The 24,402-nt window shown below is 71.6% G+C and carries 18 protein-coding genes; 9 read left to right on the top strand and 9 right to left on the bottom strand.

Annotation, left to right across the window (positions count from 1 at the left end):
* The first annotated feature begins 229 nt into the window (after positions 1-229).
* On the top strand, positions 230-1,252 hold the full coding sequence (locus ACIQNU_RS25080; protein ID WP_401370401.1) for an NlpC/P60 family protein: 1,023 nt from the start codon (positions 230-232) through the stop codon (positions 1,250-1,252).
* 90 nt (positions 1,253-1,342) lie between these two features.
* On the opposite strand, the gene ACIQNU_RS25075 is transcribed toward ACIQNU_RS25080, so the two are convergent.
* Positions 1,343-2,392, bottom strand: a complete 1,050-nt coding sequence (locus ACIQNU_RS25075; protein ID WP_401370399.1) for a hypothetical protein — start codon at positions 2,390-2,392, stop codon at positions 1,343-1,345.
* A gap of 70 nt (positions 2,393-2,462) precedes the next feature.
* Positions 2,463-3,434, bottom strand: coding sequence for a hypothetical protein (locus tag ACIQNU_RS25070; protein WP_401370397.1), 972 nt, complete (start codon positions 3,432-3,434; stop codon positions 2,463-2,465).
* A 284-nt stretch (positions 3,435-3,718) separates the two neighbouring features.
* On the opposite strand from ACIQNU_RS25070, the gene ACIQNU_RS25065 reads away from it, so the two are divergent.
* Positions 3,719-4,192 carry a DUF4913 domain-containing protein gene (locus ACIQNU_RS25065; protein ID WP_401370395.1) on the top strand — a complete coding sequence of 158 codons (474 nt, stop codon included), beginning with the start codon at positions 3,719-3,721 and terminating at the stop codon, positions 4,190-4,192.
* Positions 4,193-4,195: 3 nt separating this feature from the next.
* On the opposite strand, the gene ACIQNU_RS25060 is transcribed toward ACIQNU_RS25065, so the two are convergent.
* Positions 4,196-5,278 carry a hypothetical protein gene (locus tag ACIQNU_RS25060; protein ID WP_401370393.1) on the bottom strand — a complete coding sequence of 361 codons (1,083 nt, stop codon included), beginning with the start codon at positions 5,276-5,278 and terminating at the stop codon, positions 4,196-4,198.
* Between the two features lie 206 nt (positions 5,279-5,484).
* Here ACIQNU_RS25060 and ACIQNU_RS25055 point away from each other — a divergent pair, with 206 nt between their 5' ends.
* Both ACIQNU_RS25055 and ACIQNU_RS25050 read left to right on the top strand, forming a co-directional pair.
* Positions 5,485-6,084: a hypothetical protein gene (locus ACIQNU_RS25055; RefSeq protein ID WP_401370391.1), complete on the top strand. Its 600-nt coding sequence runs from the start codon at positions 5,485-5,487 to the stop codon at positions 6,082-6,084.
* A 120-nt stretch (positions 6,085-6,204) separates the two neighbouring features.
* Entirely contained in the window at positions 6,205-7,797 is a 1,593-nt protein-coding gene (locus ACIQNU_RS25050; protein WP_401370388.1) for a glycosyl hydrolase, read from the top strand.
* A gap of 38 nt (positions 7,798-7,835) precedes the next feature.
* Here the strand turns inward: ACIQNU_RS25050 and ACIQNU_RS25045 are convergent, their stop codons facing one another.
* Complete coding sequence (locus ACIQNU_RS25045) at positions 7,836-10,784, bottom strand: AfsR/SARP family transcriptional regulator (protein WP_401370385.1); 2,949 nt, start codon at positions 10,782-10,784, stop codon at positions 7,836-7,838.
* 290 nt (positions 10,785-11,074) lie between these two features.
* Here ACIQNU_RS25045 and ACIQNU_RS25040 point away from each other — a divergent pair, with 290 nt between their 5' ends.
* On the top strand, positions 11,075-12,964 hold the full coding sequence (locus ACIQNU_RS25040) for a hypothetical protein (RefSeq protein WP_401370383.1): 1,890 nt from the start codon (positions 11,075-11,077) through the stop codon (positions 12,962-12,964).
* Positions 12,965-13,052: 88 nt separating this feature from the next.
* Here ACIQNU_RS25040 and ACIQNU_RS25035 read toward each other — a convergent pair whose 3' ends face one another.
* On the bottom strand, positions 13,053-14,465 hold the full coding sequence (locus ACIQNU_RS25035) for an MFS transporter (RefSeq protein ID WP_401370381.1): 1,413 nt from the start codon (positions 14,463-14,465) through the stop codon (positions 13,053-13,055).
* Positions 14,466-14,486: 21 nt separating this feature from the next.
* Positions 14,487-15,860, bottom strand: a complete 1,374-nt coding sequence (locus ACIQNU_RS25030; protein ID WP_401370378.1) for an FAD-binding oxidoreductase — start codon at positions 15,858-15,860, stop codon at positions 14,487-14,489.
* Positions 15,861-16,082: 222 nt separating this feature from the next.
* On the opposite strand from ACIQNU_RS25030, the gene ACIQNU_RS25025 reads away from it, so the two are divergent.
* A complete protein-coding gene (locus ACIQNU_RS25025) occupies positions 16,083-17,237 on the top strand; it encodes a LuxR C-terminal-related transcriptional regulator (protein WP_401370375.1) in 1,155 nt (384 codons plus the stop codon).
* A gap of 9 nt (positions 17,238-17,246) precedes the next feature.
* Here ACIQNU_RS25025 and ACIQNU_RS25020 read toward each other — a convergent pair whose 3' ends face one another.
* Positions 17,247-17,834, bottom strand: coding sequence for a TetR/AcrR family transcriptional regulator (locus ACIQNU_RS25020; protein ID WP_401370372.1), 588 nt, complete (start codon positions 17,832-17,834; stop codon positions 17,247-17,249).
* Positions 17,835-17,926: 92 nt separating this feature from the next.
* Between ACIQNU_RS25020 and ACIQNU_RS25015 the strand changes: the two genes are divergently transcribed.
* The gene (locus tag ACIQNU_RS25015; RefSeq protein ID WP_401370369.1) at positions 17,927-19,000 is read left to right on the top strand and encodes an alpha/beta hydrolase; all 1,074 of its coding nucleotides are present in this window, start codon (positions 17,927-17,929) and stop codon (positions 18,998-19,000) included.
* Positions 19,001-19,214: 214 nt separating this feature from the next.
* Positions 19,215-21,290, top strand: coding sequence for an SMI1/KNR4 family protein (locus ACIQNU_RS25010; protein ID WP_401370367.1), 2,076 nt, complete (start codon positions 19,215-19,217; stop codon positions 21,288-21,290).
* Positions 21,291-21,312: 22 nt separating this feature from the next.
* Here ACIQNU_RS25010 and ACIQNU_RS25005 read toward each other — a convergent pair whose 3' ends face one another.
* On the bottom strand, positions 21,313-22,587 hold the full coding sequence (locus tag ACIQNU_RS25005; RefSeq protein ID WP_401370364.1) for an MFS transporter: 1,275 nt from the start codon (positions 22,585-22,587) through the stop codon (positions 21,313-21,315).
* A gap of 229 nt (positions 22,588-22,816) precedes the next feature.
* Between ACIQNU_RS25005 and ACIQNU_RS25000 the strand changes: the two genes are divergently transcribed.
* Positions 22,817-23,731: a 2-deoxy-5-keto-D-gluconate 6-phosphate aldolase domain-containing protein gene (locus tag ACIQNU_RS25000; RefSeq protein WP_401370362.1), complete on the top strand. Its 915-nt coding sequence runs from the start codon at positions 22,817-22,819 to the stop codon at positions 23,729-23,731.
* 23 nt (positions 23,732-23,754) lie between these two features.
* Here ACIQNU_RS25000 and ACIQNU_RS24995 read toward each other — a convergent pair whose 3' ends face one another.
* Entirely contained in the window at positions 23,755-24,303 is a 549-nt protein-coding gene (locus ACIQNU_RS24995) for a Uma2 family endonuclease (RefSeq protein WP_401370546.1), read from the bottom strand.
* Between the last annotated feature and the right edge of the window lie 99 nt (positions 24,304-24,402).

Below are 24,402 nucleotides of genomic sequence, written 5' to 3'. Positions count from 1 at the left end.
CGTACGTCGTGCACTCGCCGTATGTCTTCATCCCCACCCCGCGTGGTTCGCCCGCCACGCGTCCTTCCCGCGCACAACGGATGCCGGGTGCCACCGGTTCACGCCACCTTGAACCGCGCCGCGGGGGCGTCCGTTGTGAGGGTGTACTCGCCGATCTGTGCGGGCGTACCCCCCGTCCCCGCTCCTCCGACCGTACGAAGGGAGCTTTCGGCCCCCCATGACACGGCCCATGCGCACTCAAGGTCAACGGGCGGCGACCGTCGTCGCCCTGGCCTGCGCCCTGACGGCGACGACCCAGCAGGGCGCCCACGCCGACCCGGAGACCCTGACCGAGGTACGCGCCCGGCTCCAGCGCCTCTACCACGACGCGGGTGTCGCCACGGACAAGTACAACGGCGCGGGCGAGAAGGTGACGGCGCAGAAGAAGCGGGTCGCCAAGCTCGACGCCCGCGTGGACGCCACCGAGAAGGAGCTGACCCGGCTCACCTCGCTGGCCGGGGCGGCGGCCCGCGCGCAGTACCGCGGCGGCAGCCTCCCCGCCGAGTTGCAGTTCGCCCTCGCCGACGACCCCGGCCACGCCCTGGACAACGCGGGCCGGACCCTCCAGGCGCAGGAGGCCACGCGGGACGTGATCACCGGTCTGGCAGCCGCGCACGAGGATCTGCGTACGCAGACCACCGACGCGGCCGGCGAGCTGAAGCGGCTGGAGGCGAGCCGCCGCGAGCGGGCCGCGGAGCGCAAGAAGATCCTGCGGAACATCGACGCCGCCGAGCAGTTGGAGTCCCGGCTCGCGGAGCCGGAGCGGCTGCGCCTCGTCGCCCTGGACGACCAGGAGGCACGGGAAGCCCAGGCGAAGTGGGTGGACACGGGCATCCTGAAGAAGGTCGGCACCAAGACGACCCGGGCGGGCCTCAAGGCCATCGCCTACGCCACGCGCCAGATCGGCAAGCCCTACATCTGGGGCGCCGCAGGCCCCAGCTCCTTCGACTGCTCCGGGCTCACCTCGCAGGCCTGGCTGGCCGCGGGCGTCCCCATCCCGCGCACGTCCCAGGAACAGTGGCGCCGGCTGCCGCGCGTCCCCGTCGAGGAGATGCGCCCCGGCGACCTGGTCATCTACTTCGCCGACGCCAGCCATGTCGCCCTCTACGTCGGCGAGGGCCAGATCATCCACTCCCCCCGCCCGGGACGGACGGTGACCGTGGCACCGGCCGGGTCGATGGCGATCCTCGGGGTGGTGCGACCGGGCGGGTGAGGGCGCGTGGAGGGTGCATGAGGGTGTGGGGACAGAACAGGGGCCGGTACACCGCCTGTCGGAGCGGGGGGTGTACCGGCCACCGGTTCGCTAGCGACGGGGGCTGGAGGAGCCGCTACTGGAGTTGGTGTTCCGCGTTCCCTGGCGCCGGAGGGGCTGCCGCGCGCCCTGCATCCCCGACGTGCTCGCTTCCTCCCGGGACCGGCTGCCTTGCCCCTGTCCCTGCGCCGCGTAGTAGGCCGTCTGCGCGTTCCGCGCCGTGCTCGTGGGCGTGTCCCGTGACGACGACGACCCCGGGGACGAGCGGTGCGCCGTGGACCGGGATCCCCGCGACTCGGGCGCGATCCTTTCCGTGTCGTGCCGTTGGGGCCTGCGCCTGCTCTGTTCTGTGTAGCTCACCGACCCGAAGGTCACCTCGTCGCGGGTGGACCGGCCCTGGCCACCGTCCCGGGGCCGCGACCGCTCCGGCGCCGGCCGCGCCTCGGCGATGTGGTCGTTGCGATGATGGGTGAAGGTCCGGCGATCCTTCTCCCTGGCCTTCTTCGCTTCCTGGCTCGTGGGACCGGTCGTCGCGAGAGCGGCGATGGTGGTGGCGTTCTGCACCAGACCGGCGGTCGGGCCCACGTAGGGGGCGAAGGCGTTCACCATCCCTGCCCCGAAAGCCACCCCCTGCGCGGTTGCCCTGGCCGCGTCCTGGAACACCCCTCTGGTGAGGCCGTCCTCCTGGTAGGTCTGATACGCGGAGCTCGCGTTGTTCCACACGTCCCAGGCCTGCGTACCGGTGTTCATGACGCCGCCGGTCGCTTTCGCGGCGCGCCCGGAGATCCCGTACGTCTCGGCCGCCGCTCCTCCCAGCACGATCGCGTTGGCGACGACCTTGATGCCCGTGATGATGTCTTTACGGCTCTCCGTCACCCAGTCCTGTCCCTTTGCCAGCGACACCTTCCAGTCGTTCCGGCGGTCGGGGTCGGCCCTGTACAGATTGTTGCGCTGGTCGAGGAAGTGCAGCGATGAGCGCCTTTCCTCGGAGTCGGGGGACGAAGGGAAGCTGGCGCTGTCGTACAACTCCGGGGCTTCGTCCGAAAGGGAGGGCCGCCGCCCTCTCTCCAGGTCGATGCGCCAGACGGGGGTTTCCGGCATGTCGGGGGTCCTTTCCCGTGGCGGGGGAACTGCTTGCCTGCCCACTCAACGCAACCGCGATCCGGACGGTTCAGGAGACGGATCCCCGCCCCCGCTTGTGGGCCGTGTCCCGGCGGTGGTGGCTCCTGTGTCCGGTGGTGCTGCTCGGTTCCGAACCACTGGAGTCCCCCCGCCTTCCCCTGCTCTGCTGGACCGAGGCCGGCGGCGCGGGCATCTGGTCGACCGGGTGCTGCGGAGGCGCAGTGGTCGTGTTCTGGGGAGGTGACGTGGTCAGGTTGGTGAGCGTCAGGTTGCTGAAGTTCGGCAGCGGGTCGAGTTGCGGAGCCGGAGCGGTGGCCCGCTGCCACACCTGCGCCCGCTCCCGCGCGTGTGCCTGCTCCAGCTCCGCGGCGGTATACCGCGCGACCCGTTGGTTGTTGTAGAACTCGCCGCCCTGCGCGATCCCTTGCACCACCGCACCGGCCGTCTGTACCGCCAGCGGTGATCCGAACGCGTACGCGGCGGCACCACCGGCCTTGAACGCGCCCATGGCCGCAGCGAGAACGTCGGGCGGATCGTTGGGATGCGGCTTGAGCGCCTTCTGCCCTTGCAGGAAGACCGTCCGCAGACCGTCCGCGCCGCTCAGCACGACACCCCAGTTGTAGAACGACCTGGCTCCCCTGCCGGCGTCCTGCAACGCGGTACCGATGCCCTGTGCCACCAGCCCGGCGGGCTGGAGTGCGTCGACCGCGGCGTCCACGACCCAGGGCGTCCGCTCCGCCACCCAGGCGCCCGCGTTCCCGGCCGCGTCGAGGCTGGAGGTCATCAGCTCGGAGCCGGCGATGTAGTGCCACGCGTTCGCGACAGGGCTGTACCACTGCTCGGACGCGTTGCTCTCCGGCGGCGGGGTCGGTGTCCGGGACGCCGCCTGCTCCGGGTCCCTGTTCGAGCCGGACCGTCCGCCCTGACGCGAACTCTCACCCCGCGAGCCGCCGCCCGTGTCCCGCCGCCTTCCCTGCCCGTCTCTCTCCCGCTCTTTTCCGTTCCCCTTCTTGCCCGCCATGCCAAGCCTCCTTCTCGCCGACTGACAGCCGCGCCCGGCGGCCCGTACGTCGGCCGGGTTCGGCCCTTCTGCCGGGACACGACGTTGCGGGGGCGGAAAAGGTTCAGGCCCCGGCCGGCGTTCTGGCGGGAAGGAACGAACGGCCGGGTCGCCGGATCGGTCGCGGGCTCATTCGACCGCCCGGTGAACCATCCGCCGCGCCCGTCCGTCGTGTCTGTGGCGGCGATCGTGCCTGTGGTGGCGATCCGGGACCGCCGGACCGCGCGCAAGTCCGAAGGAGCACCATGACGGTCGACACCGTGGGCGACGAGCAGGGGCGGGAGACCGAGGAGCCGCCGCCCGCACCGAACTTCATCCTCTATCTGGAGGGTCCCGCCTACACGGACGCGCTGCGCCGGCTCAGCCTGTGGACACACCATGTGCTGCTGCCGGTGTACGGCAGGGAGGTGACCTCCAGCGCGCCCTGGTGCGGCAGTTGGTGGGAGCATCCGGAAGCGGTCGCCCAGCTCCATGGGCTGTGGCTCGCCTGGGGGGAACTGACCGGTCCTGGCTCCGGTCCCGCCGGGCCCGCCAACTGGCACCGTGACTATCTGGGCCCGGTCATGCAGTCCCTGCGGGATCCGCAGGGGCCCTTCGCCGGCTGCAAGCCCGGCGCCCACCGCCCCAAGGAGACGCCGACCGTGGTCGCCATGGACCCGTTCGGTCCGCCGCCCCCTCCCCCGCCGCCCCCGCCGCGCAGGTCGACGCGGAGCGCCTGACGGTCACATCGCCCGGCCCTTCTTCGGGGCCGGAGCGTGCTGGGGCGTGGTGGGCCTGGAGAGGTCGGCGGAGCTGCGCGGGCTGACCGGGGTGCGGTAGGAACCGTGCACGGATTCCAGCCCCTCGCGGCTGACGAGGCTCGCCGGTGCGGCGGGCCTGGTCGGAGAGGTCGTCCCGGGCGGGGTGGACGGGGTCGACACAGGGGTGGAGGAGGTCGGCGAGGTGGCCTCGGCGTCGGTTCTCCGCGCGTGTTCGGCCGCCCGGTAGCCCTGGCCGTCGAAGGTCTGGGCGCTGTCCACGCGCTCCCACCGGGAATCCGCCGACCGGGTCTCCGTGGTCCGCTGCTCCGACATCGCCCGCTGATCCCTCGGCCGATCGGTCCCGGTGACCGGAGCGTCCCGCGCGGCGCCCCTTGAGTCCGCCGGGCGTACGAAGCGCTCCTCGAACGCGGCCTGCCGCGCACTCTGCGCCCTGGCCCTGACGGACTCCTGCCAACTCTGCCGCAGCGCCTCCCTCGCGTGCGCGTTGGCGACATAGCGGTCGACCATGGGCATCTGCGCGCGGTGTGCGCCGAACACGTCCTTCCATGGCTCGGTCCTGACCATGTGGAGAAGGGCGTCCTCGAACGCCTCGTGCTCACGTGGCGAAAGCCGTCCGATCGCCCGGTCCAGCGGGGCCAGCGCCGGGTGCGACGCCCGCTCGAAGGCGGACGGCTGCGGCTGCCGCTCCGGCTGCGGCGCGTACCCGCCCCGGCCGAACGGCTCCCTTTCCTGGCCTCCGCCGGCCGGGCCCATGCCCTGGTTCTGCCCGCGCCACGAGCCGTCGTTCCACGCACCATCGCTCCACGAGCCATCGCTCTGCGAACCATCACTCTGCGAACCGCCACCCGTGAGGCTGCGCCACGTCTCGCGCAGTGCCTCCCAGAGGCGCTCCGCGAGGTTCAGGTCGTCCTCGCCCCCGCGCCGCTCGTTCCGCACGCCGTACTCGGTGTCGAACAGCCTTTGTGCCAGGGCGATTTCGGGCGGTGCCTTGGTCAGCCGCCGTGGTTGCGGTGGTTGTCGGGGAGCGGAGTTGCTGTCGGCCATCGTCGCCCTCTCTCCTCGGGACTCGTCCCGGACCGGATCCCTTGGACCGGGCCTGCCTGCCTGCCCGCCGGCACCAGACACGACGGGCAGCCCCGACAAAGGGTTCAATCGCGGTGCTCGTGGAGTGAACCGGCGACCCGGGCCGCGCCGTTGTGGCGCAGAAGGGCGCTCTACGAGCACCACAGAACGGACCGAAAGGGACGAACATGTCCGGAAACCCAGGCGGGAACGACAGGAATCGGTTCCGCCTCCAAGGCGAGTACGACCCGTCCCGCGGCTTCGCGGGGCCGAGCCGCGACTACGGCAGCGGTGCCGGGCAGGTGCCCCAGTCCGCCGTCCAGGCGAACAACCCGGCGCCTGTCACCGACCAGTACGGCTACGCCGTGGACGAACTTCCCGCCTACGCGCGGGACGGGGTCGGCTACTCCGACCAACGCGCCACCTCGGCCTACTCCTACACCTCGGCGCCCTCACGAGGGGCGTCCGAGCCGGGCAACGCACCGGGCTATGGCGCCGCCACCGACGCTCCGCGCCATGGAAGCGCGCCCGCCGGAGGCAATTACGGCACGTCCGCAGGCGGCAACATCACGGGAAACCCCTACACCACGAGCCCGACGCGGATGACTCCTTCACCGCCCCGCACCGCCAACCAGAGCGTCTCCCAGTACGCCAACACAGGCCAGTCCGCCAGCTCTTCCGAGCGCCGCCGGACGGATCCGGGGTCCTCGTCCGGTCACCGCAGCTCCCGGCAGGGCCACGGTCACGGGCAGAACCGCCAGTCCGGGCAGGGCCGCAACTCCAGGTAGCCCAAGCCGACCACGGTCAGCCGCTGCGCCGGTGAACCATCCGCCGCGCGCATCCGTCGTGCCTGCGCGGGCGGCACCCCATAGGCCGGCCCGCGCAAGCTCGACGGAGAGGCATGCTCCATGCGCAGACGCACATCCTGGCTCCTGGCCCTGTTACTGGTGATCGTCGGAGTCACCGGCACCGCCATAGCCGTCCAGGCCAACCGTTCCGACGGCGGGGACATCAACAGCGAATCGGCCGCCGCGAGCGGCGCCGAACACACCGTCACCTTCCAGAACAAGACGGCGAACCGTATCTGGGTGGGCAGCACGGTCAACGCCGACGGCTCGCAGGCGCTCACCGGACTGCCGACCCTCGACCCGGGCCAGTCCGCCACCCTCACCATCCCCGAGCGCTCGGGCGCCGGCCACTGGCGCGGCAAGTTCTTCGCGCGCGAGGGCTGTACCGGTGAGGAAGGCAGCACGTTCCACTGCGAGGTCGGCGACTGCGGACCGTTCGCCGACCGCTGCTCCACGGGTGAACAGCCCACAGGGCTCGCCGAGTTCAACTTCGACCCGAACGACAACCTGGCGCCCTGGTACAACATCAGTTACGTCAACGCCGTGTCGATGCCGATCACCATCACGCCCGACGGCATGGACCCGCCCCAGGAGGGTGAGTGCGCGGTCGCGGGATGTGTCGAGGATCTGCTCGCCACCTGCCCGGCCGACAACCTCGTCAAGGGCGCGGACGGCAGGCCCCTGGTCTGCGTGAACCCGAACCGGGACGCGAAGACCCCGTACAGCGACGCGATCAACAAGAAGTGCCAGACCGCGTACGCCTGGTCCAAGCAGGACACCGAGCCGGGCAACAAGACGGTGTTCCAGTGCACCAAGTGCGCCGGCATGACCGTCGCCTTCGGGGGTGCCGGCGCCCCGACGGACTCCGTCAGGTCCGTGCCGCCCGGCGCCGTGGAGCGGCCCGCCCTGGACGACGAGCAGCCGGCGTCGCACCGCAAGGGCGTCAGCCTCAACGACGTCCCCGGCGCGTCGCAGGCGCTCGCCGACTCCGGAGCGTCCTGGTACTACAACTGGACCTCTTCCACCGGCAATGTCACCAAGCCGAACGGCGTCGACTACGTCCCGATGATCTGGGGCCCCGGCTCCGTCACGGACGCCGAACTCGGACGGGCGGCCCAGGAGGGCAAGGAGCTGCTCGGCTTCAACGAGCCCGACATGGCGGGGCAGTCCAACATGTCGCCCGAGCAGGCCCTCGACCTGTGGCCGAGGCTCCAGGCGACCGGTCTGCGGATGGGTGCTCCGGCCGTCGCCACCGGCGGTGACCTCGAAGGGAGCTGGCTGGACCGCTTCATGAAGGGCGCCGCCGAGCGTGGTCTGCGCGTCGACTTCATCCCCCTGCACTGGTACGGGTCCGACTTCGGTCCGGAGGCGGCCAACCATCTGAAGGGCTACCTCCAGGCCGTCCACGACCGCTACCAGAAGCCGATCTGGCTGACCGAGTACGGCCTGATCGACTTCTCGCAGGGCACGCCGCGCTACCCGGGCGAACAGGAGCAGACCGCGTTCATCAAGTCGTCGACCCAGATGCTGAACGGACTGGACTTCGTGGAGCGTTACGCGTGGTTCACGCTGTCCACGCAGACCAGCCCGACCGGCCTCTACAACGGCGCCACCGCCAACTCCAGCGGCAGCGCCTACCGCGACGCGGGCTGACCCGGACCGGCCGGAAGACAGTGAGCGGGAGATGTGTGTCAGGCGGCCCCGTCCGTCGCCGCGGCCTCACGGCCGCGCGCGCCGGGCGGGCCGTCCGCACCGTCCACACCATTCGGACCGCCCGGACCATGCGGACCGTCGAGTTTCGCGCGGACCTTCTCGGCGTCCGGATGGTCGAACTCGGCGAAGATCGCCAGTGCCTGCCGCCAGCTGTCGTGCGCGGCCTCCGGATCGCCGGCCTCCAGCCGGACGTCCCCGAGGTTGCTCAGGGTGTCGCCCTCTCCCCACCGGTTGCCGATGTCCCGGTGCGTCTTGAGTGCCAGGTCGTAGTACTCCACCGCTTTGTCGTAGTGCTGGAGGCGGCCGTGGACCGTACCGAGGATGTCGTACGAGACGCCCTCGACCCAGCGGTTGTCGTTGGCGCGCAGGATGACCAGCGCCTGCTCCAGGCAGTCGATGGCCTCGCCGAACCGGCCGAGCCGCTGATAGGCGTCGCCCAGGTTGGCCAGGGAGATCCCCTTCGCCCAGGCGCCGCCGCTGGCCCGTTCGATGTCCATGGAGCGGCTGATGTACGCGACGGCCTCGTCCAGCCGGTCCAACTGCAGACACGCGTCGCCCAGGTTCCCCACCGCCATCCCCAGGCCGTCCGTGTCCCCCAGCTCCTCGTAGCCGGCGACCGCCCGGTGCAGCTCCTCGATCGCGTCGCCGGGCCGGCCGACGCTGCGCAGCGCGGCGGCCGTGTCCATGAGGCCCTGCGCCTCCCCCGGCCGGTCGTGGGCGCCGCGCGCGGCGGACAGGCCCGTCCGCGCGGTGTCGAGCCAGTCGTGCAGATGGCCGCGGAGGTAGAAGAACCCCCACAGAACGGCGGGCAGCCGCCAGGCGATGCCCGGCTGCCCGGAGCCGGCGGCCTGGTGCACAGCGGCGACAAGGTTGACCCGTTCGGTCTCGCACCAGGCCAGCGCCTGGTCCTGCTCCGTGAACTCCAGAGGCCGGCACCCGTCGGGCGGTGGCTCGATGGAGATCCTGCGCCGCCTCGGGGTGAGGAGGGGGTAGGCGGCGTCGGCGGTGTGCAGGTACCAGGCGAGCAGCCGTTCGACGGCGCGCTCCCGCTCCTGCGGTGTCTCGTCGGCCGCGACCCGTTCCCCGGCGTAGACGCGCAGCAGGTCGTGCAGGGCGTAGCGCCCGGGGAAGGGCTCGGTGAGCAGATGCGCGCGGGTGAGTTCCGTGAGCAGGCGCCGGGCGTCGCGGGTCGTGAGCCCGGCGAGCGCGGCGGCGGCGGGCACCGAGAGGTCCGGCCCCGAGTGCAGCCCCAGCAGCGAGAACAGGCGCGCGGCCGGGACGGACAGCGCCTGGTACGACCAGGAGAAGACGGCCCGTACATCGGTGGTGAGGTCGTCACCGCCGACGAAGGCGTCGAGGCTGCCGTGGCTGTCGCGCAGCTCATGGGCGAGCGCGCTGAGCGGAAAGCCGGGGTGTGCGGCGGCGTGCGCGGCGACGATGGCGAGCGCCAGGGGCAGCCGGGCGCAGCGCGTGATGATCTCGTCGGCCGCGTGCGGTTCCGCCGCGAGGCGGGCGGTGCCGAGGCGGCGCGCCAGGAGGTCGTGCGCCTCGGCGGACGTCATCGGGTTCAGTGTCAGAGGGTGGGCGCCTTCGCCGGCGACCAGGCCGGTCAGCCGGTTGCGGCTGGTGACGATGACCGTGCAGCCGGGCGAGCCGGGCAGCAGGGGGCGGACCTGGTCGGAGTCGCGGGCGTTGTCGAGCAGGACGAGCACGCGCCGCTCGGCGAGCATGCTGCGGTAGAGCGCCGCTCGGGCTTCGAGCCCGGCGGGCATCCGCGTCAGGGGAACACCGAGACCGTCGAGGAAGACGCGGATCGCCTCGTCCGGTGCGACGGCCGAACCGGTCGGGTCGAAGCCGCGCAGGTTGATGTAGAGCTGTCCGCCGGGGAAGCGGTCGGCTATCTCGTGGGCCCAGTGGACGGCCAGGGTGCTCTTGCCGACACCGCCCATGCCGCCGATCGACGTGATCAGCACGGTGGACGGGGGGCGGCCGTTCCCCCGCAACAGGTCGCGGCTCCAGTCGAGTTCGGCGCTGCGGCCGACGAAGGTCGAGAGGGCAGGCGGCAGTTGCGCGGGGCGGACCACCTGGGTGGCGTCGGGGGTCGCCGGCTCCGGCGGGGGGTCGGGCCGCCGGGGCCGCGGGTCGGCGTCCAGGGACGCGTCGGCCGTCAGGATGCGGTCGTGCAGGTCCTTGAGCGGTGCTCCGGGTTCGATGCCGAGTTCGGCCACGAGGGTGGCGCGCGTCCTGCGGTACGCGGCCAGGGCTTCGGCCTGCCTCCCGGACCGGTAGAACGCGAGCATGAGCAGCCGGCACAGCTGCTCCCACAGGGGGTACTTGGCGGTCAGCGCCATCAGTTCCGCGATCACCTCGCCGTGGCGCCCGAGTTTGACATCGATGTCAATACGGGTTTCCAGTGCCGAGAGGCGTTCCTGGTTCAGCCGGGAACCCTCGGACTCGGCGAGCGGGCCCGGGAGTCCGGCCAGCGCGGCGCCCTGCCACTCGCCGAGCGCGGCGTGCAGCAGATCAGCGGCGGCGGACAACTCCCCCGCCGCACGCGCCTTGTTGGCTTCCCCGACCCGCCGTTCGAAGACGGCCAGGTCCAGGGCGTCCGCCCGGAGACGGAGCAGATATCCGTCGCCGACAGAGACGACCACGCTCGGGCCCTCGACCGCGTCCCGGCCCGGTTCCAGTACCTTGCGCAGTCGCGACACATAGGTCCGGAGGACGGATACGGCGGCCGGTGGCGGTTCCTCGCCCCAGACCGCGTCGAGCAGCTCGCTGAGCGTGACGGGGCGCCCCCGCCGTAACAGCAGAGTCGCCAGTACCGCCCGCTGCTGGGGGGAACCGAGGTCCAGTTCCGCCTCACCACGCCATGCACGGACGGGTCCGAGCACAGCGAATCGCACAGAGCTTTGAGTGTCGTTCACCGTCACGACTCTACTGAACTGCGGTTCCCCGAAGCAGCTCTGACGGAACGTTCCCTTCCGGCCAATTTCGCCGCCGTCCCACCGGTTCGACCCGACCGTTTTTTCGGGGCATGTCGGGCGCGGTCCACGGCGGTCGACGGTCCGTCCGGCGGTCCCGCTCGGGTCTCCGCGGCCGTACTCGGGCCCGGGATTGAACCGTTCCCCTGTGACGCCCGTTGCGTTACGCGGGGACTGTCACGACGTTTCCCCGACCGGGCCGCAGGGCTGGGAACGTCAGGAAGGAAATGACCATGAACCGGGGCGAAGAGCCGGACGGGTCGGCCATGGCGGACGACCACGCCACGGCCGGGGAATCGGTGGACCTGAGCAAGCCGGACACCGCCGGGGAGGCGTCGGCCGAACCGGCGACCCGCTTCGCGGTGGTCATCTCCGGTGACGGCTCGGCCACCATCGACGGCGCACCCGTACCGGTGCCGGACGGCATGACGGTCGACGCCGCGATCCTCGACACGCTGCACGGCCACGCAAGCGACCTCGGCACCCCCGTGACAGCGCAGATCTCCGATCCCGGCGCGGGGTACGTGGCGTGTGTCGAGGTCGCGCCCGACGGGTCGAGCAGTCTGCTGGACCCGGCGGAGGCCGAGCTTCCGGACGACGCGGAGGGCGGGCTTCCGGGCCTGGCGGAGGACGGATCTCCGGACCAGGAAGAGGGCTGGGCCGACGCCGTCGAGGTGCCGTCGGAAGCGGAACCGGAGCCGGTCGGCGCGGCATGGGACGACGACGAGGACCCGGCGGGACCGGACGAGGAGCCACCGGCGGGGGCCGGGCGCGGCGGGCTCGCGGCGGCGACCGGCGGGGCGGTGGCGGGCGGGGCGGCTTCCTGGGACGACGACGAGGCCGACCTCGACGACGATGACAGGCCCGACCTCGGCCCCGGCCCCGGCCCCGACCTCGATCCGGGCCCCGACCCCGACCTCGATCCGGGCCCCAGCCCCGAGTTCGACTTCGCGTCGTACGCCGGACTCGCCTCCGCCTCCGCTTCCGCGTCCGCCCGGCACGACGAACTCGACCGGGACGGCGAGGGCGGCGCCGACGATCGCTTCGGCGACGACGATTACGGCGATGACGGAGCCCGTGGCGAGGGGATACCCGGTGGCCGCGACACCGACGATCGCGCCAACGAGGACGAGGACGACGAGGACGACGACACCTTCGGCGCCGCCGCGCACGGGGTGTCCGAAAACCGACAGTCCGCGCCCGAGCCCAGCACCCCCGTGGTCCGCAGGATCCTCCGCAGAAGCGGAACGCGTCAGTCGGACGACGAGTACGAGGGGCCCGGTCTGCTCCACAACCCGGTGGTCGTCGGCCCGATGGCCCTCGTCGTGACCGCCCTCGTCGTCGTTCCGCTGGTGATCCTCGGCAGCGGCGGATCGGACGACGGCGGCGGCCAGAACGAGGCCGCGGGCTCCGGCACGGCCGCGAGCAAGTCTCCGCACACCACTCCGTCACCGAGCGACTCCGCGCTCCTCGACGCGCTTCCGCCGCCGCCCACCTCGACGGCCGGCACGTCGTCGCCCTCGTCCTCGCCGTCCGAGTCGAAGGAGCCGAAGGGCGGCACGGTCACGGTGACGGAGAGGCCGCCGCAGACCACGGTGACCGCGCGCCCGCCGCAGGCCACGGTGACGGCGAAGCCCCCGCAGGACACCGCTGCCGCCGCCGTGAAGCGTCTCGCCAAGAACGACCCGTCCGGCCGGCACATCTGCTACCGCGCGTATGTCTCGGGACAGGGCTGGCAGAAGCCGGTCTGCGACGGAACGCTGGCCGGCACCGTGGGCCGTAACCGGCCGATCAAGGCCGTCAACATCGCGACGGCCGGAGTCGACGGCTCGTCCGCCGTCGGCTTCCTGAACGACCCCCACTCGACCAACGGCCAGGGCAAGTTCGAGGAGTCGTGGACGCCGATCAAGTCCGGCGAGAACCTCTACGTCGGCAGCACCCGCAAGGGAGCGCCCAACATGTCGGCGTTCGCCGTCAACATCGGCAGCGGCCAGATCTGCCAGCGCAACAAGATCCACGAGTGGGAATGGGGCGAGAGGTGCACCGCAGCGCGCCCCGAGCTGAACTTCACCGGCACGCTGGAGAACAACCGCTTCCTCGAAGCGTTCAAGGTCACCGTGTGAGCGGCCGGGGCGGACGGACCGCGTATGCCTGATGCGGGGATGCGCGGATGCGGGGATGCGCGGGTGCGGGCCCCAGGCGTCACGGCTGCTACGGCTGCTTCGGCTCGCGGCGCCTGAAGGTGGCCGCGAACACCGCCCCGACGAGCGGGAACACGGCGACGATGCCGAGCGCGGTGCCGAGCGACACGGACTTGGCCAGCGCGCCGGCGGTCGCGCTGCCGACGCCTCCGCCCACGAAGAAGGCGAGGTTGAGGAGCCCCATGGCGCCTCCTCGCCGGGCCGCGTCGATGTGCGCGGACATCACAGCGGTGCTGAAGACCTGCGTCACGGAGAAGGCGCCGAAGCCGAGTGAGGCGCCGAGGATCAGGAGGAGGACGCCGGAGCCCGCCAGGGCGGCGCCGAGCAGGGCGACGCCGAAGGCGAGGGCGACGGCGGCCGGCAGGAGGTTGCCGCGGCTGCCCGCGGTGAGCCTGCCCGCGAGCCGCGAGAGGACCGCGCCGGCCACCGCGCCGGGCAGCAGCCAGAGACCGACGGCCGGCACGCTCCAGCCGTGCTCGCGCACGAGGAGCTGCGGGACGGCGTACATCGCGGCGAACAGGCCCCCGTAGACCCCGATTCCGATGGCGGCGGTCCGCAGGAAGACGCCGTCCGTGACGAGTCGGCGCGGGACGAAGGAGTTCTCCGAGGTCCGGACGCGGCGTACGAGGCACGCGAGCGACGGCAGCAGGACGGCGGCGGTGGCGAGCACGACGGGGGTGCTCAGTGCGAGCGCGGACGACTGGATGAGGACGAGGAACGACATCGCCGTCAGGGTCAGCAGGCCCGCACCGGGCAGGTCCATCGCCGCGTCCGCCGGGCGGGACCTCGCGGATGCGGATCCGGCAAGGGACTTGCCCGACTTCCTCCGGGCCGCAGCCCCGGGCAGGCACAGCGGGACGGCGGCGAGCGAGAGCGCGGGCAGGATCAGGGCGACGCGCCAGCTCACCCAAGCGGTGAGCACGCCGCCGGCCAGGGTGGCGCCGGCCGAGAAGACCGCCATGGTCGCGCCGAATCCGGCGAGGACCCTCGGTCGCAGCGCGGGGGCCGTGGACGCGGTGAGCGCCATCGCGCAGGCGGCCATCGCACCGGACCCGGCCGCCTGGACGAAACGTCCCGCCACCAGGACCCCGAGCTGGGGCGCGACGAGGCAGATCACGGCGCCCACGGTCAGGGTCACCGAGCCGAGCAGCAGAGCGGCGCGCACGCCCCGGGTGTCGGCCAGCCGCCCGAACAGCGCGGTGCCGACGCCGAGTGCGAGGGCATGGGCGGTGAGCACCCACGCGGTGGCGGCGGGCGAGGCGTGCAGGGCCCCGGCGACGTCGGGCAGGGCGACCCCGGCGGCGGTGACACCGAAGACGACGGGGCCGAACAGGGCGCCGTAGCGCAGCCCGGCGGAACGGGCGCCCGGGGAAGGGGTGTTGACGGTGGTGGTCGCGGCGGACGCGGCCTGACGGGTGGTCACGGGAACTGGCTCCTCGGTCATTCAGGGGCGCGGGGCGATGTTGTGGTGGTGCCGGAAGGTGTTCTCCGGGTCGTACGCGGCCTTCACCCGGGCCAGCCGGGCGAGCGTCGGGGCGTCGAAGCACTCCGCCGTCGCGGTCGCGGTGTCGGGCCCCGCGAGGAAGTTGAGGTACCGGCGGCCCGTGCCCCAGGGCTCCATCGCCCGCAGCACCTGGTCGCGCCCGCCCGGCGGCGACAGCGTGGAGAGGATGTACGCGCCGTCCCGGGCGCCGACCGCGTTGGGCACATCGGCCGGGCGGCCCAGCGCCCCTCCGGTGTGCCGCACCTCGACCATCGTGTCCCCGCACCCGGAAGCGGGACCGGCGACGCGCAGCAGTTCCCCGGTGGCCGCCGCCCCCAACTCGCGCAGCACGATGTTGCGTTCGTGGTACGGCAGCGGATGCGTGACGTCCTGGTGGATGCGGGCGACGGCGGTGTACGGCATCTCGGCGACCGAGTCCAGGAGCGCCGAACCGGCGGCGCGCAACGGCCGTACCAGCCGCTCGCCTTCCTGGGCCGTACCGGTGAAGGCGATCCTTATGTGCGCGGCGAGCCGGCCGCGCAGGAAGTCCGGTACGTCCGGCACGTCGGGCAGCCGCAGCAGCGCCAAGGAGGACGTCATCTCCTCCGGCACGGTGGCCGTCCACCGGCTCCAGGTGTCCAGCACCCGCGCGCTCTGCTCGCCGGGGAAGTAGAGCCCGCCGCCGTACAGCCGCCGCACGGGCATCAGCCGGAACCACAGGCCGGTGACGACGCCGAAGTTGCCCTTGCCGCCGCGCAGCGCCCAGAACAGGTCCGGGTGCGCGTCGGCCCCGGCGTACCGGACGGCTCCGTCCGCCGTGACGATCTCGGCGCGGACCACATGGTCGGCGGCGAATCCGTACCGGCGCCCCAGCGGGCCGAGCCCGCCGCCCAGGGTGTAGCCGACCACGCCGACCAGGGGCGACGAGCCGTTGAGCGGCGCCAGGCCATGCCGTCCGGCGCTCTCGATCACCTGGTGCCAGCGCGCTCCCGCCTCGACGTACGCGGTGCGCGTCACCGGGTCCACGACGACCGCGTTCATCCGGCGGGTGCTGATGAGGACACCGCCCGTGGCCGGAGCGGCGATGCCGTGGCCGGTGGCCTGGACGGAGACCGGAAGGCCGAGTCCGGCGGCGAAGGACACGGCTGCGGCGACGTCGTCCGTCGTGAGCGCGGCGACGACGAGGGCCGGCCGGTGCCGCGCGATCAGGTTGAAACCCGACAACTCCGTGTCGTAACGGGTGTCTTCGGGGGTGAGCGTCTTCCCTTTCAGCCGCTCGGCGAGCCGGTCGACGGAGGCTTTGTCGAGCATCGACCGCACCGGTCGCTCTGCCACGGATCTGTCCACTGTGCCGTCCACTGTTCTTGTCCTCACTGGCTCGTCCTCGTCGGAGGTGGTGGAGAGCAGCGTTCCGGCACATCGGGAGCTGTCCCATCCCCTTGTCAGGGGGATACGGGAGGGCGTGCCCCGTCACTTGAGGGGTGGGGGCGAGGGGCGGGGCGGGGCCCCCTCAATCGGGGGGTTGGAAGCTCGCCCCTGGGCTGCGAGAGTCGGTGGATGACCAGTGCGGCTGCCACCACCCGTAGCGCCACGACCCGTAGCGCCGTAGCCGTCGGCCGGGCGGAGCTGCTCTCCCGGTCGGCGAGGGCGACGGACGCCCTGTCCCTGTTCGCCGAGGCCTCTTCCCACCTCCGGCGCCTCCTCCCGTACGACGCCTCGGTCTGGCGGGTCACCGACCCGGTGACCGGCATGATGACCGCGCCGGTCCGTGCGGAGAACCTGGACGAGAGCGGGTGCGCCGTCTACTGGGAGTCCGAGTTGTTCACGGACAACGTGAACCTCTTCCGCGACCTGGTGCGGGCGCCCGTACCGGTCGCGGGGCTGCGCGCGGCCACCGGTGGGCTGCCCTCGCGCAGCACCCTCCACCAGACCTTCCTGCGCCCCCGGGGACTGGACGACGAACTGCGCGCCGTCCTGCGCGTCGGCGACCGGCCGCAGGGCCACATCAGCCTGTTCCGGGCCCAGGGCCGCGCGGCCTTCGACGCAGGCGACATCAAGCTGATCGCGTCGCTGCTCACGCCGCTGGCCAGACGCCTCCGTTCGTTCGCCGAGCCCGCCCCGCACCCTCTGCCCGATGCCTCGCACGGCCCCGGCCTGCTGCTGTTCGGCGCACAGGGCCAACTGCTGTCCGTCAACGACGACGCCGGGACGTATCTGGAGAACCTGCCGGAGGGACCCGCGGTCCCCTCCCCCGGAGGCATACGCGTGCCGTCCTGGATCCAGGCGACCGCCATGAAGGCGCGCGCCATCGCGCAGGAGCGCGACCGGGGGCAGGCGCGGGCCCGGGTGCGCGACCGGGCGGGGCGCTGGCTCGTCTGCCACGCGTCGTGCCTGCGCGACGCGGACGGCGGACTCGGGGCCTCCGCCGTCGTCATCGAGCCCGCCAAGACCTCCGAGATCGTCCCGCTCGTCGTGGACGCCTACGAACTCACCGACCGCGAGACCGAGGTGACCCAGTACCTCGCCCGCGGCCTGGCGACCGGCGAGATCGCCGCACGTCTGCATCTGTCACCGCACACGGTCCGCGACCACATCAAGGCGACGTTCGAGAAGGTGGGCGTCTCCACCCGGGGCGAACTGGTCGGCAAACTCTTCACGGAGTACTACGCACCACACGCGGAGCGGAACACCACCCGGGTCCGCCGCGACTGAGGTCGTGGCTCAGCCCCGGCTCAGCCCCCGCAGGAGCACATCGACCGTGTGGTCGATCAGGTGGTCGTCGATCGGCTGCCGGGTGAGCAGCGCGCGGAAGTGCAGGGGTGCGACGAGTAGTTCGAGGGTCGAGGTCGCGTCCGTGTGGGGAGGCAGCTCGCCGCGGGTCGTGGCACGGTCGATCAACACCTGGGCCGCTTCGGCGCGGGTTCGCCAGAATTGGGCGCGGCCTTCGGCCAGGGCGGGATCGTCGTCCGTGGCCGCCATCGAGCGTGCCAGCGCGGCGCCCAGCGGTGTGGCCAGGTAGGCGGCGACCGACCGGGCGAAGACCACCAGGTCACCACGGATCGCACCCGTGTCGGGGAGGCGCAGCTCCTGGTGGCTGTGGTTGAGCAGGGCGTCCAGGATCAGTTGCTCGGGCGACCCCCACCGGCGGTAGACCGACGTCTCATGGACCCCGGCCCGCCGGGCGACGTCACCGATGGCGACCGCGTCGGCGCCGCGCTCGGCGATCACTTGCAGGGTCACGTCAAGGACAGCGGTACGGACCCGGGCCGACCTGCCACCGGTACGCCGGCGCACCTCGTTCTCACTCATCCAGTCCAGCGTAACGCAGAAATCTTGCGTTAGGTGCGGGCCTGCCGTAGCGTTCCAAACGCAGGGAAATTGCATTAGTGGAGGGAGTCGCGATGTCGTACCAGTGGCCGCTCGACGCGCGGGAGCTGTTCGGCGAGCGGTATGCGCAGATGGTCAACACCGGTCTGCCGGTGGCGGACGTGGACGCGGTGCGCGGCGCGGTCACCGACATGTGGGCGCGGGGGCCGGGAGGCTGGGTGCCGGAGTGGTCCGAGCTGGCCTCCGGCTACGCCGCCGCGGGCGCCCATCAGCTCGCGGCGCTGGCCTACGGATGGGCCAAATTCCCCACCCTGGCCGATGAAGCCAAGCGTGAAGCACTGGCGAAGCAGTTGGAGCAGTACGAGCTGGCCGCTCCGCACTTCGGGGTGGAGTTCCGGCGCGAGGTGCTCGAACTCCCGTACAAAGACGGCTCCACCACGGTGCCGGTGCACCTGCTGGCACCGTTCGAGCTGCCCGCCGACAGGCCGGTGGTGATCGCCAGCGGCGGCGTCGACAGTTGGAAGATGGACATGCACGCGGTACTGGAACTGCTCGCGGTGCGGTTGCGCGTACGGGTCGTGGCCTTCGACATCCCCGGCACGGGCGAGTCGTCGGTGCCGATGACCCCGGACGGCGGCGCCGAGATCGTCGGCGGGCTGATCGCCCACGCGCGGACGCTCGGCAACGGCGTCGTGGGGCATGTGGGCATCTCGATGGGCGGGTACTTCTCGGCCCGGTCCGGCCTGGCCGGAGACGTCGATGCCGCCGTCGACCTGGGCGGACCGGCCGAGTACGCCTTCACGCGGGGAGCGCCGACCCACTTCGGCATGGACGGCATCGTGGGCAACGCACTCGGCTTCGACCACCGGCCGACCCCCGGGGAACTTTCCTCGCCGTTCGCCGCGTTCTCCCTCCGCCCCCTGCTCGACCAGGACAGGAACGCCCCGATGCTGGTCGTCAACGGCGCCGACGACGTCCATGTCCCCCAGGAGGACACCCTCGTGTTCGAGGGCCGCCGCGACACCGAGGTCGCACTGATCCCGGACACCGGCCACTGCGCCGTCTCGAAGTTCCCCGAGGTGCTTCCCGTCATCGTCGAATGGCTCGGCCGCACCCTGGACAACGCCCCGGCGAAGCGCCGCCGCTAGCGGGACTTCACGTCGAGGATGGTGAAGCGGTACGCCGGAAGCGTCACCGTGTACGCGTTCCAGCGGGGCCACGAACGGAACCAGGGGCTTCCCGTCTCCGGTGACGTCCCCTCTCCGCTGGCGGCGCTGCGAACGCCCGTGATTCCGGAGGCATTTCGGGTCCGGTCTCCGTGGGACGGGGGCGCTGTCAGTGGTGGGTGGCAGCATCGGACGTATGACTGACCCCACGGCGACGGACACCGACACAGCGGACACCTGCCCGACGCACGCCACCGCAACGGACACGGCGGCAGCGGACACCACGGCCTACGACTGGCGGTCCTTCCTGCTCGGGTGGAGCGGGGAGTGGGCGGATTCCCTGTCGGAGGACGAGTCGCGGGGCGAGGACGACGAGGCCGCTCGGCAGGCGCGTTGGCTGGGGTTCCCGCCCGCGTCCGAGGACCGGATCGCGGCCATGGAGCGGCGCATCGGCCGCCGAATGCCCCCGTCGTACCGGGAGTTCCTCAAGGTCAGCGACGGGTGGCAGCACGCGGGCGGGTTCGTGTCGCTGCTGGCGGGGACCGACGACGCGCGCTGGCACAACGACGAGTCGGGGCTCGCGGACGTGTTCGAGGAGGACCTGGACGAGGACTCCGAGCCCGAGGAGCGGCGCGAGGCGGACCTCTGGCGGCGCGGGCTGCAACTCGACGTCGAGTCCGACGCCACCTACGTCCTCATGGACCCCGAGGATGTGGACGAGGTCGGCGAGTGGGCCGTGTACACATGGGCGGGCTGGCGCGCCGCGCCGCCCGAACGGTACGCGAACTTCCTTGAGTTCATGCGGTCCATGCACCGGGAGTTCCACAGCCTGCGGGCGCACCGGAGCGACGGGGAGCCGGCCTTCGTCAACGACACGACCCGCAATCTGGACGCCCTCCTGGACGAAGCCCGGATGGAGGCGCTGCGCGGCGGCTGGGAGCGGGCCGGCAGGACTCTGGACGAGGCCAAGGAGTACGGCAGACCGGGGGCCACCGGGCTGGGTGACCAGATACGCCGTCTGCTCGGACAGACCTCCATGGTGTACTTCGACGGCCTGGTGACGGACCCGCGGTACGCGCCCGAACTGCTGCCACCGCTGGTCGCCGAGCACGCGGCCCACTCGTATCGGGACGACTCCACACTGAAGTTCTCGCTGCGGGGCGCCGACGACGACCTGGTGTCCCTGGCCTACGCGACGCTGGACCAGGTGCGTGACGGCACCTACCGGTACACGGCGGCAGGGCCGTTCGGCGAGGCGGTCGAGCGGGCGCGGGAGCTGGCGCGGTGGGGAGAGACCGACGGGGCATGGCGGACGCTGATGGACGCTCTGCCCCGGTGGGAGCCGCTGGGACCGGACCATCTGGCGCCGCTGGGCTGGGTGGCCGACCCCTTGCTCGGCAGCCTGCTGACCCCCGAGCGGGGCCGCGAACTGCTCGCCACACCCAGGGGCGGGCACGCGGGTGAGGCACCGGCTCCGACGGCCGCTCTCGACCCGGGCAACCTGGCGTGGCTCGCGGACCCGGACCCCGGCGGCAACCGCACGTCCTACCGGTTCGTCCTGGTGGAAGGTGTGGAGCCGGAGGAGTTGGCCCGGCGTCTCGCGGACGGGGATGGGGACGCGGACGGGGGTGGGGGTGGCCCCGTGCTGAATCGACCGGCGACCCGCTGGGAGGCGGCGCGCCACGGCTCGCGGCGCGACCGAGGAGAGTTCTCGTCCTACGACGACAAGGCTCTGATGGCGGTCGGCCGGGCCGGCGCCGGTTGGAGCTTCGCCTTCGACGGGGAACCCGCGCCGTTCGACCGGCAGCGGTTCGTCTCCCCGGCCGGGGCCGTCGGCGGGGGCACCCGCGCGGTGGTCGTATGGGGCGGTTTGAGGTCATGGCGCGGGGACGCGTTCTTCCACCTTTCTGTGGCGCGGGACGGTGTCGAGGACGTCGAGGAGTACGCCTTCACCTACGCGGACGGAGAGATCCGGAGAAGCGGGGACATACCGAGGGCGCTGGAGCCGAGCCGTTTCCTCGGTGAGCCGGAGGACGCGGCCGAGGCGGAACGACCGCTGCTGGAGGCGGTCGCCGCGGAGTTCGGTGTCCGTCTGCCGCGTCATGCCCTCGTGAACGGGCGGCTGCACACGTTCACTTCCCGCTCCTGGACACGGCCGCCGAGGGACGGTGAGACGTACACCGTGATCCGCATGGGCTGGGGGGCCGGGGCCGGAGCCGCGCACGCGGCGGACGGCGAGCGGCCGGGGGACGAAGGGCCGCGCAGCACATGAGGACCGGCCGGGCAGAGGACGCTCATCTCCCCTCCCCCGCAAGGCCGTTCGCACCGTTCGTACCGTGCGCGCCCTTGGAACGGGGGGTTCGGGTGGTTGCGCCAATGATGGCCGCGGCCACGCAGGCCAGCGCGCCGAGACCGATGGCGACGCGGGGGTTGAACGCCTCGGATACGGCGCCGATGACGGGCGCGCCGATCGGGGTGGTGCCGACGGTCGCGGCCGACCACAGGGCCATGACCCGGCCCCGGTACCCGGGGTCGGCCGAGAGCTGGACGGTGGCGTTGCCGGTGGTGAGGAAGAAGATGGTGGCCAGACCCACCAGGAACGAGGCGCCGTACGCCGCCGGCAGCGTCGGCGAGACGGCGAGCAGACCCATCGCCGCCGCATATCCGACGGCGGCTCGCGTGAGGCGGGGGACGCCGGTCTTCTCCCGGCCGAGGACGTAGAGGCCGCCGGAGACGGCGCCGAGGCCGAAGGAGCCGAGCAGCCATCCGTATGTGTCGTCGTCGCCGCCGAAGGTGTCGCGGGCCAGGAGCGGAAAGCTGACCTCGAACTCGAAGGCGAACGTCGCGATGAGGGCCATCATGATCAGCGGTCGGATGATGTCGGGGATTCCCGCCGCGTAACGCAACCCGTCCCGCAGTTGTCCCTTGGCTCTCGGAGTGGGCACCGCCGGATGCAGGGTCGACGTGTCCAGGGCGAGCAGCGACGCGATCACCACCAGGAAGCTGGCGGCGTTGATGAGGAAGCACCAGCCGATGCCGACCGAGGCGACGACCAGCGCGGCGATCGTCGGTCCGAGGACCCGGGCCACGTTGATCAGGGTGGAGTTGAGGGTGACGGCGTTGCGGACCAGTGCGGGGCCGACGACTTCGGAGACGAACGCCTGCCGGGCGGGGTTGTCGACGGCGCTGAAGGTCCCGAAGGCGATGCCGAGGAGGAACACCTGCCACAGCTCGATCCGTCCGGTGAGGACGGAAAGGCCCAGCAGGAGGGAGACGCAGCCGAGGCCGAGCTGGGTGACCAGCAGGACCCGCCGTTTGGAGAACCGGTCGACCAGCAGTCCCGCGTAGGGCGACAGCAGCAGGACCGGGGCGTAGCGAGTGGCCGTGGTGAGTCCGAGCACCGTCCCGGAGTGCGTGAGGTGCAGGACCAGCAGCCCCTGGGCGACGGTCTCGACCCACGTACCGATCATGGACAGCGCCTGGCCGCTGGCGTAGCGCCGGAAATTGGGGACGGTGAGCGCGGCTCCGAGCCGGTGCAGACGCCCCGTCGGTGTGGTTGCTGCCGGCATCGGCATCGGTGAAGTCGCTTTCGGACGGATTCACAGGCGCCGAGGGTCGGCTGGCGCGGGTCCCCGGTCCCCTCGGGCGCCGGATGACGTGCAGCGCGAAAGGAGAGGAAAGCACAGGAAAACACATCATCGCGGACCCCGCATGCGCGCCGGCCCGCGTTGGACAGGACGCCCCGACGGACGGAACCTGGATACAGGTCACCATTGCCGCTGGAGAGAAGAGGACTGCATGACCGAAAAGACGCTCCTCATTCTCGCGGCAGACCACAGAAACAGCCTGGAGACAGGTCTCTACGGGCTCACCGGCCCCGCCGACCCGGCGCAGGCGGCCCATATATGCGCCGACAAACTACTGATCTTCCAGGCACTCCTGGACGCCGCGGAAAAGCTGCCGCCGGACGCGAAGCCCGGAATTCTGATCGACGAGCAATACGGCGCCGACGTCATCGAAATCGCGGGCCGCTCGGGTGGCCTCGTGGACCTGTCGGTGCCGATCGAGGCCAGCGGAAGCGAATGGTTCACCTTCGCGTACGGTGACCAGTGGCGGCGCCACGCGGAGTTCTTCCCCGCCGACCACGCCAAAGTCCTCGTACGCGACAATCCGGGGTTCGACCCGAGCCGCCGCGCCCGGCAGGCCAAGGATCTGGCCGAGGTCTCCTCCTGGGCCAAGGACGCCGACCGCCCCCTGATCCTGGAACTCCTCGTCCCGGCAAGCGAATCGGACCTGCGGGCCGCCGGAAATGAGGCGGCCCGCTACGACGCCGAACTCCGCCCCGGCCTCACGGTCGCCGTGATCGAATACCTCCAGGACCACGGAGTGGAGCCCGCGATCTGGAAGATCGAAGGACTCGAACACCACGAGGACGCCGTGGCGGTACTGTCCGCCGCCCAACGCGACGCACGAACAGCCAAATGCATCGTGCTGGGCCGCAACGCCCCAAAAAGCCACCTCGACCACTGGCTGAAGATAGCGGCCCCCATCCCCGGCTACGTGGGATTCGCGATAGGCCGCAGCATCTGGTGGAACCCCCTGGACGCCCACCTGCACCACAATTCCCCCCCGACGGAAACCCGCCACCGCATCACCGAGCGGTACCTCGATTTTGCCCGCTATTACCTGACGGCACGCGACACCAAATCCTGAGCACAGTCGCTTACGTCCCGGATTCACGGGACAAGGGCATCGAGATCGATGTCGACGGGAAACGGGACAGAGACCTTCAGCCGGCCTCGATGGATACCGGTAGGCACATAGGAACTCGTCATGGCATCAAGTTCGTAGCTGTGGACGGTGGGAGATCCGGCCTCGTCCTCGATGCGCCAGAAGTGGGTGATCCCGGCCTTGGCGTACTTGAAGGGTTTCAGGGACCGGTCGCGGTCCGCCGACTCCTCCGAGACGACCTCGACCACCAGGGCGACGTCCTCGGACGCGTACCAAGTGCGGTCGGGATCGTATGCGGCGGTGGAGACCAGGATGTCGGGCTCGGGTCGACTCTTCCGGTCGAGGCGGACCGTCATCTCGCGCTCAGCCTCGAAGCCCACGGGAGCTGCCTGCCGCAGGGCGAAGGTGAGGTTCTCCAGGAGCCGGGAGTGCCACGACCGCTGCGGCGACACCCTGAAGATCAGGGCTCCGTCGACGAGTTCGGTGTGCCGCGGCGCTTGAGGGAGGTTGTCGAGGTCATCCGCCTCCCAGCCGCTCGGCCTGGGCGGGATCATCCAGTCGGGAAGTTCGGCGGTCACGGCTTCCTCCACGCGCCTTCAGAAGATGGTCAAGGGCCTTGATCCCGGAACTCGGACATGGGCCGCGCATCTGCT

Origin of the sequence: Streptomyces sp. NPDC091292, assembly GCF_044757265.1 — a bacterium.
Classification (GTDB): domain Bacteria; phylum Actinomycetota; class Actinomycetes; order Streptomycetales; family Streptomycetaceae; genus Streptomyces.
Note: the sequence above shows the minus strand (reverse complement) of the source record. Positions and strands in the feature narration are given on the sequence as shown.